Origin of the sequence: Oscillibacter hominis (genome assembly GCF_014334055.1) — a bacterium.
Lineage (GTDB): Bacteria > Bacillota > Clostridia > Oscillospirales > Oscillospiraceae > Oscillibacter > Oscillibacter hominis.
In genome coordinates this window covers 2,630,435-2,646,478 of record NZ_CP060490.1, presented here as the reverse complement: position 1 = coordinate 2,646,478, position 16,044 = coordinate 2,630,435, and the positions used below count along the sequence as shown (strand labels likewise).

General features: G+C 62.6%; 14 protein-coding genes. 11 read left to right on the top strand and 3 right to left on the bottom strand.

Annotated features, from left to right (window positions below):
• Nucleotide 1: 1 nt before the first annotated feature.
• Together H8790_RS12970 and H8790_RS12965 are read right to left on the bottom strand one after the other, a co-directional pair.
• Nucleotides 2-1,603: a CTP synthase gene (locus tag H8790_RS12970; protein ID WP_187332933.1), complete on the bottom strand. Its 1,602-nt coding sequence runs from the start codon at nt 1,601-1,603 to the stop codon at nt 2-4.
• Nucleotides 1,604-1,657: 54 nt separating this feature from the next.
• Entirely contained in the window at nt 1,658-1,960 is a 303-nt protein-coding gene (locus H8790_RS12965; RefSeq protein WP_187332932.1) for a hypothetical protein, read from the bottom strand.
• Between the two features lie 123 nt (nt 1,961-2,083).
• On the opposite strand from H8790_RS12965, the gene H8790_RS12960 reads away from it, so the two are divergent.
• The 5 genes from H8790_RS12960 to H8790_RS12940 all read left to right on the top strand — a co-directional run bounded on the left by H8790_RS12960 (nt 2,084) and on the right by H8790_RS12940 (nt 6,135).
• Nucleotides 2,084-2,227, top strand: coding sequence for a hypothetical protein (locus H8790_RS12960; RefSeq protein WP_187332931.1), 144 nt, complete (start codon nt 2,084-2,086; stop codon nt 2,225-2,227).
• Nucleotides 2,228-2,307: 80 nt separating this feature from the next.
• Nucleotides 2,308-3,327 carry an ABC transporter substrate-binding protein gene (locus tag H8790_RS12955; RefSeq protein WP_187332930.1) on the top strand — a complete coding sequence of 340 codons (1,020 nt, stop codon included), beginning with the start codon at nt 2,308-2,310 and terminating at the stop codon, nt 3,325-3,327.
• Nucleotides 3,328-3,447: 120 nt separating this feature from the next.
• Nucleotides 3,448-4,401 (top strand): ABC transporter permease, encoded by a 954-nt coding sequence (locus tag H8790_RS12950; RefSeq protein WP_187332929.1) that lies wholly within the window; start codon nt 3,448-3,450, stop codon nt 4,399-4,401.
• On the top strand, nt 4,394-5,188 hold the full coding sequence (locus H8790_RS12945; RefSeq protein ID WP_187332928.1) for an ABC transporter ATP-binding protein: 795 nt from the start codon (nt 4,394-4,396) through the stop codon (nt 5,186-5,188). The genes H8790_RS12950 and H8790_RS12945 overlap by 8 nt, the downstream gene beginning before the upstream one ends.
• 125 nt (nt 5,189-5,313) lie before the next feature.
• On the top strand, nt 5,314-6,135 hold the full coding sequence (locus H8790_RS12940; protein WP_187332927.1) for a fumarylacetoacetate hydrolase family protein: 822 nt from the start codon (nt 5,314-5,316) through the stop codon (nt 6,133-6,135).
• Between the two features lie 84 nt (nt 6,136-6,219).
• Here the strand turns inward: H8790_RS12940 and tsaA are convergent, their stop codons facing one another.
• Complete coding sequence (tsaA, locus tag H8790_RS12935) at nt 6,220-6,909, bottom strand: tRNA (N6-threonylcarbamoyladenosine(37)-N6)-methyltransferase TrmO (RefSeq protein WP_187332926.1); 690 nt, start codon at nt 6,907-6,909, stop codon at nt 6,220-6,222.
• A 596-nt stretch (nt 6,910-7,505) separates the two neighbouring features.
• Here tsaA and H8790_RS12930 point away from each other — a divergent pair.
• The 6 genes from H8790_RS12930 to H8790_RS12905 all read left to right on the top strand — a co-directional run bounded on the left by H8790_RS12930 (nt 7,506) and on the right by H8790_RS12905 (nt 16,028).
• Nucleotides 7,506-7,937, top strand: a complete 432-nt coding sequence (locus tag H8790_RS12930; RefSeq protein ID WP_187332925.1) for a MarR family winged helix-turn-helix transcriptional regulator — start codon at nt 7,506-7,508, stop codon at nt 7,935-7,937.
• Nucleotides 7,934-8,638 carry an ABC transporter ATP-binding protein gene (locus H8790_RS12925; RefSeq protein ID WP_187332924.1) on the top strand — a complete coding sequence of 235 codons (705 nt, stop codon included), beginning with the start codon at nt 7,934-7,936 and terminating at the stop codon, nt 8,636-8,638. Before H8790_RS12930 ends, H8790_RS12925 begins: the two co-directional genes overlap by 4 nt.
• A 35-nt stretch (nt 8,639-8,673) precedes the next feature.
• On the top strand, nt 8,674-12,468 hold the full coding sequence (locus H8790_RS12920; protein ID WP_187332923.1) for an ABC transporter permease: 3,795 nt from the start codon (nt 8,674-8,676) through the stop codon (nt 12,466-12,468).
• Between the two features lie 135 nt (nt 12,469-12,603).
• Nucleotides 12,604-13,464, top strand: coding sequence for a metallophosphoesterase (locus H8790_RS12915; protein WP_187332922.1), 861 nt, complete (start codon nt 12,604-12,606; stop codon nt 13,462-13,464).
• A gap of 33 nt (nt 13,465-13,497) precedes the next feature.
• Nucleotides 13,498-15,396: a tRNA uridine-5-carboxymethylaminomethyl(34) synthesis enzyme MnmG gene (gene mnmG, locus H8790_RS12910; protein WP_187332921.1), complete on the top strand. Its 1,899-nt coding sequence runs from the start codon at nt 13,498-13,500 to the stop codon at nt 15,394-15,396.
• Nucleotides 15,393-16,028: a cyclase family protein gene (locus H8790_RS12905; protein ID WP_187332920.1), complete on the top strand. Its 636-nt coding sequence runs from the start codon at nt 15,393-15,395 to the stop codon at nt 16,026-16,028. Before mnmG ends, H8790_RS12905 begins: the two co-directional genes overlap by 4 nt.
• The last annotated feature ends 16 nt before the right edge of the window (nt 16,029-16,044 follow it).

Sequence of the window (16,044 nt, the reverse complement as noted above, 5' to 3'; positions counted from 1 at the left end):
CTCAATCCCGGGCGCAGCGCTCGATTGCCGCGCGCACAAATCCAAAAAACAAGGGGTGGGGCCGGTCGGGGCGGCTCTTGAACTCCGGATGGAACTGGACGCCCACAAACCAGGGGTGGTCGGGCTGCTCCACAATCTCCACCAGCGTCCCTGACGGGGAAAGGCCCGCCAGTACCAGTCCCTTTTCTGCAAAAAGCCGGCGGTAGCTGTTGTTGAACTCAAAGCGGTGGCGGTGGCGCTCGGAGATTTCCTCCGTGCCGTAGAGCTCCCGGGAGCGGGTCGCCTCCGCCAGCACGCAGGGATACCGGCCAAGGCGCATGGTGCCGCCCTTGGCCGTGACGCCCACCTGGTCACTCATCAAATGGATCACCGGGTTGCGGGTGGTTTCGGAAAACTCCGCGGAGTTGGCGTCCTCAAGGCCCGCCACATGGCGGGCAAACTCAATCACAGAAACCTGCATGCCCAGGCAGATGCCAAAATAGGGGACTTTGTGCTCCCGGGCATAGCGCACGGCGCAGATCATGCCCTCGATGCCCCGGTCGCCGAATCCGCCGGGCACCAGGACGCCGCAGCAGCCGCCCAGCTTTTCCGCCGCGTTTTCCTCGCTCAGCTCCTCGGAGTCCACCCAGCGGATGGAGACCACTGCGTCGTTGGCGGTGCCCGCGTGGGCCAGGGACTCCACCACGGAGAGATAGGCATCGTGGAGCTGGGTATATTTGCCCACCAGGGCGATCTCCACCTTCCGGCGGGCATGTTTCGTCCGTTCCACCATCCTGGACCAGGCGGTCAAATCGGGCTCCGGCGTATCCAGATTCAGCTTGCGGCACACCACCCGGTCCAGCCCTTCCCGGGCCAGCAGCAGCGGTACCTCATAGAGGGTGGAGGCGGTGGCGTTCTGGATCACGCAGTCCATCTCCACATTGCAAAAGAGGGCGATCTTCTTTTTGATCTCCTCAGAGATGGGTTCGTCGGAGCGGCACACCAGTACATCGGGCTGGATGCCAAGGCTTAAGAGCTCCTTGACGGAGTGCTGGGTGGGCTTGGACTTCAGCTCTCCGGAGCCGGGGATCTGGACAATGAGAGGCACATGGAGGAAGAGCACGCCCTCCCGCTCCGAGGCGACCTGACGGATGGCCTCCAGGAAGGGCTGGGACTCGATATCGCCCACCGTGCCGCCGATTTCGCAGATGACCACGTCCACATCCGGCGATTCCATGGAATAGATGCGGCTTTTGATCTCGTCGGTGATGTGGGGGATGATCTGGATGGTTGCCCCCAGGTAGTCGCCCCGGCGCTCCCGGTTCAGCACCTCCCAGTAGACCTTGCCGGAGCTGACAGAGGAATTGCCGGAGAGGTCCTCGTCCACAAAGCGCTCATAGTGGCCCAGGTCCAGATCGGTCTCCGCCCCATCCTCGGTCACGAACACCTCACCGTGCTGGTAAGGGCTCATGGTGCCGGGGTCCACATTGATGTATGGATCAAACTTCTGATTGCGCACCCGCAGCCCCCGCTGCTTCAGCAGCCGGCCCAGGGATGCCGCGCAGATCCCCTTGCCAAGGCCCGAGACCACGCCGCCTGTGATGAAAATGAATTTTGTCGCCATACGTACCCATCCTTCTCTATTTATAAAATGTAATATCCCTCTTTTGCCACAAAATCATTCGCTGGGCGGCAGCCATGCCGCTGCGGGAGGAAAAACAAAAACACCGCTGGACTCTTTTGCAGCTGAAAAGGCTCTGAGCCCTTTCAGCTGCGATCCGCGGTGCCGCTTCCTATTGACGCTTTTTCCTGCGGCCTTCACGCCGCAAAACGCCGCCATGGGGCCTGGAAAAAATATGTAGGTATTATAAGACCCGCTTTCCCAAAAGTCAATTGTCCAGTCCATCAAAATTTCACCCCCACGTTTTTCCTTATTATGGAGAAATTTTATCGGTTTTTTGTTCCAGTTGACATTTTGCACAGAGCCATCCAGTTTTTTGTCGTTTTTTCTTTATCACTTTGTGCACAATGCTACTTGACTTTAGCCCTTTAAAGTTCTATACTCCTAAACAAGATCAGCCGAACGGGAAAGGGGCGGTATTGTATGGCACAGGGGTATGAGACCATCTGCCGTATGGGTTCTTATCGCCGCCAGGCCCGCTATTTTTTCGCGGGCCGCACCTTTTACGCCTATTTTTACTTGAGCGGCATGGAAATCGGCCGGCTGACGGACGCGCAGACGCTTTGACTTTGGACAGGAAGCGGCTCCGCCTGGCAGGCGGGGCCGCTTTTTATCAACTGAATACAAGCATGAAAAGGAGAATTTGTATGAAAAAGAAGATTCTTGCATTGGCCCTGGCCGCCGTTATGGCGCTTGGGCTGGCCGCCTGCGGTGAAAGCGGCGGCGGAAGCGCCTCCGGAAGCGGAAGCGGCAGTGCCTCCGGCAGCGGCGCTGACGGTGCCACCTACACTGTGGGCATCTGCCAGTTTGCTCCCCACCCCGCGCTGGACGCGGCCACCCAGGGCTTCATCGACGCGCTGAACGAGGCCATGGGCGAGGGCGTTGTGGAGTTCAAGGAGCAGAATGCCTCCGGTGAAATCCCCAACTGCACCCCCATCGTCAATGAGTTCGTCTCCGCCGGCGTGGACCTGATCCTGGCCAACGCCACCGCCCCCCTCCAGGCCGCTGCGGCCGCCACCACGGAAATCCCCGTCTTAGGCACCTCCGTCACCGATTACGGCTCCGCATTGGAGCTGACCGACTGGGACAGCAAGGTGATCGGCACCAACGTCTCCGGCACCTCCGACCTGGCTCCCCTGGACCAGCAGGCGGCCATGATCCAGGAGCTCTTCCCCAATGTGGAAAAGGTGGGCCTTCTGTACTGCTCCGCCGAGGCCAACAGCCAGTATCAGGTGGATGAGATGACCAAGTACCTCACCGACCTGGGCTACACCTGCACCCCCTATGCCTTCACCGACTCCAACGACGTGGCTTCCGTGGCGCAGACCGCCTGCGACGGCTCCGACGTGCTCTACATCCCCACCGACAACACCGCCGCCAACAACACCGAGGCCATTGCCAACGTGGTGCTGCCCGCCGGTACGCCGGTCGTCGCCGGTGAGCAGGGCATCTGCTCCGGCTGCGGCGTGGCCACACTGTCCATCGACTACTATGAGCTGGGCCAGATCACCGGCCAGATGGCCGCCAAGATCCTCAAGGGCGAGGCCCAGGTCTCCGAGATGGCCCTGGAGTACGCTCCCAACGTGACCAAGATGTTCAACGCCGACAATGCCGACGCACTTGGCGTCACCATTCCTGACGGCTACACCGCCATTGAGGCCGAATAAATTACCCTCCGGCGAAAAAGTTGAAAAAGGAGCGAAAAAGGGCTTCCCTTTTTCGCTCCTTTTTGATAGACTAATGACGTATATCGGCTTTTGGCCGAACATTTGGAGGGAAGAATCGCTATGGATTTCTTAACGTCGCTGCTCAATGCCATGCCCGGCGCCGTGGCCCAGGGACTGATCTGGGGACTGATGGCCATCGGCGTCTATCTTACGTTCCGCATCCTTGATGTGGCCGACCTGACGGTGGACGGCTCCCTGGCCACTGGCGGCGCTGTATGTGTGATGCTGATCCGTTCTGGATGGAGCCCCTGGCTGGCGCTGTTGGGCGCCTTCTGTGCGGGCCTTGCCGCGGGACTGGTCACCGGAGTGTTCCACACCCGCTGCGGCATCCCGGCCATTTTGGCCGGCATCCTGACCCAGCTGGCACTGTACTCCGTCAATCTGCGGATTATGGACAGCAAATCCAACCAGCCGGTCAGTGTGGATAAATACGACCTGCTGACCTCTCAGCGGTACGTCCGGGAACTGAATTTCGACAATCCCCTGCCGCTGCTGCTGGTCTTTACGGCAGTGCTGGTGCTGGCCCTCTACTGGTTCTTCGGCACGGAGCTGGGCAGTTCCATCCGCGCCACCGGCGCCAACCCCCACATGGCCAGGGCCCAGGGCATCAACACGGACTCCAACATCGTGCTGGGCCTGATGCTCTCCAACGGCTTGGTGGCCCTGTCCGGCGGCCTGCTGGCCCAGTTCCAGGGTGCGTCCGACGTGAACATGGGCCGCGGCGCCATTGTCATCGGCCTGGCCGCCGTCATCATCGGCGAGGTGGTGTTCGGCAAGCTGTTCCACAATTTTGCCCTGACGCTGCTCAGCGTCTCCCTGGGCGCCATCATCTACTACATGGTCATTCAGGTGGTGCTGAAGTTAGGCCTGAACACCAACGACCTGAAGCTCATCACCGCCCTGGTGGTCGCGCTGTTCCTCTCCGTCCCCTACTGGAAGAGCAGGCACTTCCACGGGAAAGTAAGGCCCGTGCTGCCGGCGGAAAGCGTGAATGGAGGGAACGAACATGCTTGAGCTCAAACACATCTATAAGACCTTCAACCCCGGCACTGTCAATGCCAAAACCGCCCTGTGCGATTTGAACCTGACCCTCTCGGAGGGTGATTTCGTCACGGTCATCGGCGGCAACGGCGCCGGAAAGTCCACCATGCTCAACGCGGTGGCCGGGGCCTTCTCCGTGGACGAGGGCACCATACTCATCGACGGGCAGGACGTGACCCGCCTGCCGGAATACAGGCGCGCCTCCTTTATCGGCCGTGTGTTCCAGGACCCCATGATGGGCACCGCCGCCACCATGCAGATTGAGGAGAACCTGGCGCTGGCGGCCCGCCGGGGCCAGCGCCGCGGCCTCAAGTGGGGCATCTCCAAAACCGAGCGGGGCGACTACAGGGAGCTGCTGCGGACGCTGGACCTGGGGCTGGAGGACCGTATGACCTCCAAGGTAGGCCTGCTCTCCGGCGGGCAGCGGCAGGCTGTCACGCTGCTCATGGCCGCCCTGAAGCAGCCCAAGCTCCTCCTGCTGGATGAGCACACCGCGGCCCTGGACCCCAAGACCGCGGCCAAGGTTTTGGCCCTCTCCGACCAGATCGTGGAGGAAAACCATCTGACCACGCTGATGGTCACCCACAACATGAAAGACGCCATTGCCCACGGCAACCGACTTGTCATGATGAACGCCGGCAAGGTGGTTCTGGACATTGCCGGAGAAGAGAAGAAAAAGCTGACCGTGGAGGACCTTCTGGAGCGGTTTTCCGCAGCCTCCGGCGGGGAGATGCTCTCCGACCGGGCCATCCTCTCCTGAACGGGACGAAAAGCGCCGGAGAATTTTTTCTCCGGCGCTTTTTCTTTTGGCGGAATCATTTACATGGTTCCTGCAAACGCGTACAATATCCTCAACCAGACTATTCTAAGAAGGAGGCCTTCCTTATGAAACTCGTCACCTTCCGCTCCGGCTCCGGCACCCAAGTGGGCATTTGGGACAAGACCGGCGTACAGCCTCTGGCCTGCTCCGACATGGTGGAGCTGATCGAGCGGGACACCCTGCCCGATCCGGTGGGCGCGCCGGTGCCTCTTGACCAGGTGGAACTGCTCTCTCCCATCCCACGCCCCCGGCAGGATGTGATCTGCCTGGGCATCAACTACCAGTCCCACGCCGACGAGACGGGAAAAACCTTTACGGACGGGGAGGCGGTGCCCATCTTCTTTTCCAAGCGGGTCAATGAGGCAGTGGCCCCGGGGGGCTGGATCGACAGCCATGTCGGCTTTGTGAAGGAGCTGGATTATGAGGCGGAGCTGGCGGTCATCATCGGCCGGGCGGCCAGGCAGGTGCCGCCGGAGGACGCGGCAGAGTACATTTTCGGCTACACCATCCTCAACGATGTGTCGGCCCGGAAGATTCAGACCCGCCATAAGCAGTGGTACTTCGGCAAGAGCCTGGACGGGTTCACGCCCATGGGCCCCTGCATCGTCACCGCGGACGAAATCGCCTTTCCGCCCGCCCTGCCCATCCGCTCCTATGTGAACGGGGAACTGCGCCAGGAGTCCAACACGTCGCTGCTGCTGACGGACATCGCCCACATCATCAGCCTGCTGTCCCAGGGCATGACGCTGCTGCCGGGCACCATCCTCTCCACCGGCACGCCCTCCGGCGTGGGGATGGGCTTTGACCCGCCCCGCTACATGCATCCCGGCGACGTGGTGGAGTGCGAGATCGAGGGCATCGGCCGGCTGCGCAACCGGGTCCGATAGGCCGGCCCCTTTTGGGCCTTTGCTGCCAGGAGAGCGGCCTCCCTTGCCGGAGGGCACCCTGCAATGAAAGAAGGACTCCTGAATTCAGGAGTCCTTCTTTTCCACCTCCAGGACCGTGAGCACGTCCCGATCCACGGAGAACCTGATCTCAAGGCCGCTGAAGGCAAATCCGTAGACCCGGTCCGCCCGGCGCTGGTAGGCCGGCCGGGGATCGTGGGACAGCACGCCAAGAAGGGCCTGGCGCTTCTCCTCCGGCACCCGCTCCAGCAGGAGCTGGGGAAACTCCACCTCCAAACGGAGGGGCGGCGCCTGATCGGCAAACCCACCCACCGCCTCCGGGCGGCAGTCCGCATAGGGCAGGTAGGGCTTGATGTCATAGATGGGGCTTCCATCCATCAGATCGGCCCCGGAGACCACCAGCGCCGGGCCCTCCGCCGTCTGCTCCACCGCCTCCAGACGCACGCAGGAGAGGCCCACGGCGTTGGGCCGGAAGGGCGATCGGGTGGCAAACACGCCAAGCCGGGTGTTGCCCCCCAGCCGGGGCGGCCGCACCGTTGGGGACCATTCCTCCCGCACCGCGCCGGAAAACTGCCAGATCAGCCACAGGTGGGAAAATCCCTCGATGCCCCGCAGCGCCTCGGCGCTGCGGTACTCCGGCTCGAACACCACCCGTGCCCGGAGCTGATCCACCAGCCCGCTCTGGCGGGGTATGCCGAACTTAGTGGGAAAATCGCTGCGGATGTGGGCAATCACCCGAATGGTGTGCTGTTCCATACAATCCTCCTTGCGCGGCACGCCGCAATTTGATGTTTAGTGTAGCACCGGCGCTCCAAAAAGGCAAGGCGCCGCAAAAGCAAAAAGCGCCGCTGCGCGGCATGCCTAATCTTCAGGCGTCTGCCGTGCGGCGGCTTGTTTTACGCGGACATATATGGCCCGGGCAAAAGCCGCCTTCCCAGCGGCTGTCTTCCCTTAGGGGCCGTATCAAACAGGAGCTTTGCCTGTACACTGATCAAAAATGCCGGAAAAAACAAAAAACCCACGCTACCTCAATAGCGTGGCCTCACTTTTTGCTGCTTACCGCTCACTGGGCTTGAGCTTCGCGTCGCCGAAAATCATGTCGTCCAGGTCGGTGCCGATGTACTTGTCGTTCATCATCATTCCGCTATCACTTCCTTTCTTCTGTTTTTACAAGTATCAGTATAGCAGGGCATTGTCCATTTTGCAAGCACATTTTTGACAAAAATCACAAAAATTTACGTTAAATTTATGTAAAATAGACACAATTATTTTTTGCTTCCCTGGTTGCAGAGCCAGGCTGCGCCGCGTATAATACACACTATGAACTACTTTTACATGAGAGGAGAAGCTGTATGGAGGTTCTGGCACTGCGGGAAGCGCTGATCCGCTCCCTTGGGGACATTTACCGTCTGGATGCCTTTTCCGCCCTCGGCGACCTCCTTCAGGGGGAGTCGATGGTGCTCCATTTTCTGCTGTTTTCCGGGGAGGAGCCGGTCTTCCCCTCCGCCCTGAGCCAGGGGCTGCGGCTGTCCCGCTCCCGGATCACTGCCGCGGTCAACTCCCTGCGGCGCAAGGGCCTGGTTGCAACCGATCCCTGCCTTAAGGACCGGCGCATGGTGCTGGTCTCCCTGACCGAGGAGGGCAGGCAGCTGATCCAGGGGAAAGTCCGACGCATGGAGGACTACTTTGACCAGATGATCGAGGGGCTGGGCCCCGCCGATACGGAGCAGCTGATCGGGCTGATCCACCGCTGCGTCGACGTAATGGGAGGGCAGGAACAATGAGCGCCTTTGTCTCATTTGAAGAGGTATCCAAGGTCTACCGCATGGGGGAGATCACCATACGGGCGGTGGACAATGTCAGCTTCTCCATTGAAAAGGGGGAGTTTGCCGTGATTGTGGGCCCCTCCGGCGCCGGTAAGACCACGGTGCTGAACATGTTGGGCGGCATGGACGGCTGCTCCGGCGGCACCATCCGGGTGGACGGCAGCCTCATCAGCGGCATGACGCCCCGGCAGCTGACCGCCTACCGCCGCCACGACATCGGCTTTGTCTTTCAATTTTACAACCTGGTGCAGAACCTGACGGCCCTGGAGAATGTGGAGCTGGCCTCCCAGATCTGCCGCCAGCCTTTGGACGCGGCCACCGTGCTTCAGGAGGTGGGGCTGGGGGAGCGGATGAACAACTTCCCGGCCCAGCTCTCCGGCGGCGAGCAGCAGCGGGTGGCCATCGCCCGGGCCCTGGCCAAAAACCCCAAGCTGCTGCTGTGCGACGAGCCCACCGGCGCGCTGGACTATCAGACGGGAAAGTCCATCCTGAAGCTGCTCCAGGACACCTGCCGGCAAAAGGGCGTCACCGTGGTGGTCATCACCCACAACAGCGCCCTGACCCCCATGGCGGACCGAGTAATCCGCATCAAAAACGGCACCGTGGCAGACATGCGGTGCTGCAGCCATCCCACGCCGGTGGAGCAGATCGAGTGGTGATCTGCCGCACCAGTTGACAGAAGGAGGTGAACGCAGTGAAGGCCATCACAAGGGATTTTACCCGGGAGATCCGCAACACCCGCAGCCGCTTTTTGTCCATTTTGATCCTGGTGGCCCTGGCGGTGGCGTTTCTCTCCGGCCTGCGTTCCACCGCCCCGGACATGAAGGCCACCTGCGACGCCTACATGGACAGCCACCAAGTGATGGACATTCAGGTGCTCTCCACCCTGGGGCTTACGGAGGAGGACCTTCAGGCCCTGCTCCGTAAGAAGGGAATCTCCAAAGGCGAAGGCGCCTATGTCATCGACGCCTTTGCCTCCACCGAGGAGCTGGATATTGTGATCAAGGCCTATTCCCTGCCCCAGCAGCTGAACCTGCTGCAGCTGGATCAGGGACGGCTTCCCCAGGCGGAGGACGAGTGCGCCGTGGACCGGAACATCCTGGATCTCCTGGACCTTGAAATAGGGGACGCCCTGTCGCTGAAGACCGAGGGGGACTACAAGGACGCGCTGCTCCGGCGCAGCTTCACCATTGTGGGCGCTGTCACCAGCCCCCTGTATGTCAGCGTGGAGCGGGGTTCCTCCACCCTTGGCACCGGCAAGGTCTCCGCCTATCTCTACCTCCCCCGGGAGGCCTTCGACCTGGACTACTATACCGCCATCTACCTCCAGGTGGAGGGCGCGGGGGCGGAGACCGCCTTTTACGACGGGTACAAAACCAGGGTGGACGGCGTCATCGACAGCTTGGAGCCCCTGTCGGACCAGCGGGCGGCGCTGCGGCGGGAGAGCCTGGTGGACGAGGCCAGCGACAAGCTGAACACGGCCCAGCAGGAGTTGGACGACGCCAGGGAAGAGGCTCAGGAGGAACTGGACGACGCCTGGGGAGAGCTTGTCAGCGGACGGCGGGAGCTGGACGACGGCTGGGGTGAACTGCGGGATGCAAAGGCCACATTGGCTGAGGAGACCGCCGACGCCCAGCGCCAGATTGACGACGCCAAATCGGACCTGACGGACGCGCAGATCAAATTGGACGACGGCGAGCAGGACTACGCCGAAGGGTATTTTGCCTACCAGGATGCGCTGGCGGACTACAACGACGGCGTGGCGGACTATGAAGAGGGCCTGGCGGAGTATGAGGATGGGCTGGCGGAGTACGCCAAGGGCAAAAAGGAGCTGGAGGACGCCTGGGCGGAGCTGAGCGCCGGCGGGGACGCCCTTTCCGATGCCAAATACCTTTTGGCCAACAGCCAGGCCCAGTTTGACGCGCTGATGGAGGCCCTGGTGCCTCTCGTGAACCAGGCCGCCGGCATGGCCTTTGAAAGCGGCGATGAGCTGCTTGGCGCAATGGCCGACGAGGAGGGCTTTGTCCTCTGCGCCGCGGTGGACAACGTGCTGGCTCAGATTTTTGATCTGACCTCCCTCTCCTCCGCCGAGCTCCTGGCTTTGGCCGCAGGAGGCGGGCAGGCACAGGCGTATCTGGCCGCATCCATGGTCTTGGGCGGCGTGAACTCCGCTCTTGCGGAGCAGGGCATGTACTTTTCCGATGCCGGGGAACTGCTCTCCGCCATGGCTGATCCCCAGTCGGGCGCGGCGGTCTGCGCCGTCGTGGACGCGGTGATGCCCATGATCCACGAGAGCTTTACCGACGCGGGCTCGGCGGGCCCCATCGGCTCGGAGTACCTGCTGGACGCCAAGCGCCAGCTGGACAGCGGCCGGGACCGCTACGAAAGCGGCGTGGAGGAGTTCCAGGCCGGCGAGGCCCAATACCTGGCCGGCAAAAAGAAATTGGAGGAGTCCTGGGCGCAGTTGGAGGATGCCAAGGCGCAGCTGGACGAGGCCAAGGAACAGCTGGATGAGGGCGCCGAGGAGCTGGACGACGCAAAGGCGGAACTCATCAGCGCCCGGTTGGACCTGGACAACGGCTGGGAGGCGTTCGAGGACGGGCTTCAGGAGGTGGCCGACGCCGAGGAGGAGCTGGCGGAGCAGGTGGCGGACGCCACCGAGGAGATCGCCGACGCCCAGCGGGAACTGATGAGCGGAGAGGCCGACTACAACGACGGCCTCACCAAATACTACGAAGGCAAGGCGGAGGCGGAGGACAAGATCGCCGACGCGGAACAGGAGCTGGCCGACGCCCGGCGGAAGGTGGCCGACATCGGGACCTGCGAGTGGTACGTGCTCAGCCGGGACTCCAACCCGGGCTATCTGGGCTTTGGCCAGGACGCGGACCGCATGGGCAACCTGGCCTCCGTGTTCCCGCTGCTCTTTTTCCTGGTGGCCGCGCTGGTGTGCCTCACCACCATGACCCGCATGGTGGAGGAGCAGCGCACCCAGATCGGCTGTCTGAAGGCCCTGGGCTACGGCCGGATGGCCATCTCCCGCAAGTATCTGGGCTACGGACTGCTGCCTGCCCTGATCGGCGGCGCGGCGGGCCTGGCCATAGGATACACGCTGTTCCCCAAGATGATCTTCACCGCCTATCAGATCATGTATCAGATGCCGGATATCCTGCTGCGGCAGTATCCCGCCATCAGCGCCTTTTCCCTGCTGGCGGCGGTGGCCTGCACCTCCCTGGCCTCCTGCGCCGCCTGCCTCTCCACCCTGGTGCTCACCCCGGCCAATTTGATGCGGCCCAAATCCCCAAAGCCGGGCAAGCGGGTGATCCTGGAGTACATCCGGCCCCTTTGGCGCCGCATGAGCTTTCAGCACAAGGTCACGGCGCGGAACCTGCTGCGCTACAAAAAGCGGTTTTTCATGACCGTCATCGGCATCGGCGGGTGCACCGCCCTGATCATTGCCGGGTTCGGCCTGCGCTCTTCACTGATGGTGACCATGGACCGCCAGTACCAGGACATCTACCACTACACCGCCCAGGCGGCGCTGGCCGGCAATGTGCTGGAGGAGGAGCGGGCGGACATCGACCGCTATCTTGGCAGCGAGACGGACATCGCAGACTTTATGCCCTGCCGGCTGGGCAGCGCCACCGCCGAATCCAGCACCTACAACACCACCGCCTATATGGAGGTGGTGGACAGGGATGAAATTGCCGGCTTTGTGAACCTGCGGGACTATCGCACCGGCGAGCCCCTGACGGTGCCGGAGGACGGCGTCATCATCGACCAGAAGCTCTCCGAGCTGCTGCAGGTGGGCGTTGGCGACTTCTTCACCCTGGACGGGGACTCCAGGGCCACGGTCACGGTCCGGGCCATCAACGAGCACTACCTGGCCCATTTCGTCTACATGACCCCGGCCTATTATGAGGAGGTCTTCCGCCAGTCCTATGCGCAGAACGCCTACCTTCTGACGTTCACCGAGGATACGGAGCAGCTGTGTGACCGGATTTTCTCCGACCTGATGGGCCTTCACGGCGTGGCCTCCGTGTCCCGCATCGTCGAGACCCGCAACACTTACCTCCACTCCATGGAGCGGATCGACTTTGTGGTGGTCATCGTCATCCTCTCCGCCGCCGCCCTGGCGCTGGTGGTGCTCTACAACCTCTCCAACATCAACATCACCGAGCGCAAGCGGGAGCTGGCCACCATCAAGGTCCTGGGCTTTTTCGACCGGGAGGTCTCCGCCTACGTGAACCGGGAGAACGTGGTGCTGACGGCGGCTGGCATCGGCCTCGGCATCTTAGCGGGCCACTATCTCCACACCTGGCTTGTGAAGTCGGTGGAGATCGACCTCATGATGTTCGGCCGGGAGACAGACCCCACGGCCTATCTCTGGGCCGCGGTGCTCACCGCCGGCTTCTCCATCCTGGTCAACCTCATGTCCCACCGGAAGATGAAGAAAATCGACATGGTGGAATCCCTTAAGAGCGCGGAGTAGCTTCGCGCCGCGCAGGGCGGCCCCGACGGCGGCCCTGCGCTTTTTTGCGCTGTGGGCGATTTTTCTCTCACTTTTTCTCGCCATTTCACCCTCCTTTGTGGTATACTAATCGTTATATCGCATAAGGAGCAAATCATGGCAAGACATCCTCATCCCATCCGCCGCCTGTTCAAGGCGGCCATCCCCGTGCTGATCGTGGGCGCGGCCTTCCTCTGGTGGAGCAACAGCAGCCTGCAGACCGACGCATTCACCTTTCCCTCCTCCCGGCTGCCGGAGCCCTTCGAGGGCTTCCGGATCGTGCTGCTGTCCGATCTCCACGGCAAGGAGTTCGGGACGGAAAACGAGGCGCTGCTGAAGGCCGTTCGGGAGCAGGAGCCGGATTTGATCGCCGTCACCGGCGACATCCTGGACCGGTACCGCCAGACACCGGTCTCCTATGCCGGTGCTTTGGGCGCGGCCCTGGCCGGTATCGCGCCCACCTATTTTGTCACCGGAAACCACGACTGGGCCATGGGCACCGGCGTGGCGGAGGAGCTGAAAACCGCCCTGCGAAATGGCGGCGTGACCGTGCTCTCCGACGAAACGGTCCCCTTTGAACGGAACGGGCAGCGCATCCTGATTTCCGGTGTGGACGACCCCAACGGCTATGCCGACCAGCCCACACCGGAGGATGTGGCAGCGTCCCTTATGGAGCAGTTCGGCGAAGACGACTTCCGGCTGCTGCTTGCTCACCGCAACGACCGCTTTGCCTCGGAGTACTACCGGCTGGGCTATGACCTGACCCTCTCCGGCCACGGCCACGGCGGGCTCTTCCGCCTGCCCTTTACCGACGGCCTGGTAGGCACCAACCACGACCTCTTCCCGTCCTATACTGCGGGATTTTACAACGTGGAGGGCCGGCAGGTGCTGGTCTCCCGGGGGCTTGGCAACTCCGGCCCCAGCTTCCGGCTGTTCAACCGTCCGGAGATCGTGGTGCTGACCCTGACACGGGGCTGAGCGCTTTTATTCCATGTATTCGAGGAACTGAGTATGCAGACCTTTCACGCAGGAGAATTTGATATCGCGGTGATCGGCGCCGGCCACGCGGGCATTGAGGCCGCTCTGGCCGCCGCCCGGCTGGGCTGCCGGGTGGTGGTGTTCACCATCAATTTGGACGCAGTGGGCAATATGCCCTGCAACCCCGCCATCGGCGGCACCGGCAAGGGCCAGCTGGTGCGGGAACTGGACGCCCTGGGCGGCGAGATGGCCCGGGCGGCGGACCAGTGCTGCATCCAGTACCGGCTGTTAAACCGTGGCAAGGGCCCGGCCGTCCATTCCCTCCGGGCCCAGGCGGACCGGCGGAAGTACCAGGACGTGATGAAGCACACCCTGGAGCGGCAGGAGAATCTAACGCTCCGCCAGGGCGAGGTGGTGGACATCGGCGTGGAGGGCGGCGCAGTCCGCTCCGTGACCCTCTCCACCGGGGCACAGTTCCGCATCCGGGCGGCGATCCTGGCCACCGGCACCTTCCTCTCGGGCCGCACGCTGGTGGGCGAGTGCGTCCAGGACTCCGGGCCCGACGGCATGCATGCCTCCCTTGCCCTCTCCGGCCGCCTGCGCGCTCTGAACCTTCCCCTGCGGCGGTTCAAAACCGGCACCCCGCCCCGGATCAACGCCCGCAGCGTGGATGTTTCCAAGATGGAGCTTCAGGTGGGGGACGAGCTGCCCATCCCCTTCTCCTACTCCACCCGGGAAGTTCCCCGGAACAGGGCCGTTTGCTATCTCACCTACACCAATGAGCAGACCCGCCAGGCCGTGCTAAACAACCTGAACCGCTCCCCCATCTACACCGGCGTCATCGAGGGGGTGGGGCCCCGGTACTGCCCCTCCTTTGAGACCAAGGTCATGCGCTTTCCGGACAAGCAGCGCCACCAGCTGTTCATCGAACCCATGGGGCTTGACACGGAGGAGCTGTACATCCAGGGCTTCTCCTCCTCCATGCCGGAGGAGGTGCAGCTCAAAATGCTCCACTCCATCCCCGGATTGGAGCACGCGGAGATCATGCGCCCGGCCTACGCCATCGAATACGACTGCATCGACCCGCTGGCCCTGAAACCCACGCTGGAGCTGAAGGCCGTTTCCGGGCTGTATGGGGCCGGGCAGTTCAACGGCTCCTCCGGGTATGAGGAGGCCGCGGTACAGGGCTTTCTGGCCGGGGTCAACGCCGCAAGAAGCCTCCAGGGCAAGGAGGGCGTGGTGCTCTCCCGGTCGGACTCCTACATCGGCACCCTCATCGACGACCTGGTGACCAAAGGCACCAACGAGCCCTACCGCATGATGACTTCCCGCAGCGAATACCGTCTGATCCTGCGCCAGGACAACGCCGACCAGCGGCTCACCCGCATCGGCCACGAGATCGGGCTGGTCAGCAGCCAGCGGCTTCGGGAAGTGGAGGAGAAGTACGCGGCGGTGGATGCTGAAATCCAGCGGCTCACCCACACGGGGCTCGGGCCCTCGCCGGAGCTCTCCGCCTTTTTGGCTGAGCGGAACTCCGCCGACGTCACCGACGGCTGCCGCCTGCTGGACCTGCTGCGCCGGCCCGGCATCCGCTATGAGGACCTGTCCGCCTTTGACTCCGCCTTTCCCCATCTGCGCCGGGACATCGCCGAGCAGGTGGAGATCTCCGTCAAGTATGAGGGCTACATCCGGCGCCAGCTCCGCCAGGTGGAGGAGTTCAACCAGTTGGAAAGAAAGCGGCTGCCGCCGGATCTCGATTACCCCGCCATCGAGGGGCTGCGGCTGGAGGCCCGGGAAAAGCTCAGTGAACTGCGGCCGGCAAACCTGGGCCAGGCCTCCCGCATCTCCGGCGTATCCCCGGCGGACATCGCCGTGCTGATGGTATACTTAAGCCGCCCCATCTCTGATGACCACAACAAGGAGGACATATGATCCTGGATCTGACACATTTGATTGCAAACGGCATGCCGGTCTATCCCGGCACCGGCTCTCCCGACCTCTCCCCCGCCGGCACACTAAAGGAGGACGGCTACCGGGAGACCATGCTCCACATGACCTCCCACACCGGCACCCACATGGACGCGCCGGCCCACATGCTCCCCGGCGGGGCCACATTGGACGCCCTGCCCGTCTCCTGCTTCTGCGGCCAGGCGCTCATGATCGACTGCACCCGTCTCCGGGGCCCCCAAGTGACCCGGGAGGTGCTGCGCCGGTGGGAGGGGGAGATCGAACAGGCAGACTTCCTGCTGCTGCGCACGGGCTTCGAGGCCTTCTGGGGCACGCCGGAGTACTACGGCGATTTTGCCGTCCCGGACCGGGAGGCCATGGATTATCTCACTGGCTGCGGATTGAAGGGCACCGGCACTGACGCCATCTCCATCGACGTCATGTCGGAGACGGACTTTCCCAACCACATGCTCCTTTTCGGCGCCGGGATGGTGAGCATTGAAAACCTGCGGCTGTCGGCCCTGCCGGAGGGCGTGCTATTCCCCTTTTGCGCCCTGCCGCTGAATTTTCATGACTCGGACGGCGCGCCGGTGCGGGCCATTGCCCGGTTGGACTGAGAGAAAGGACGGACGT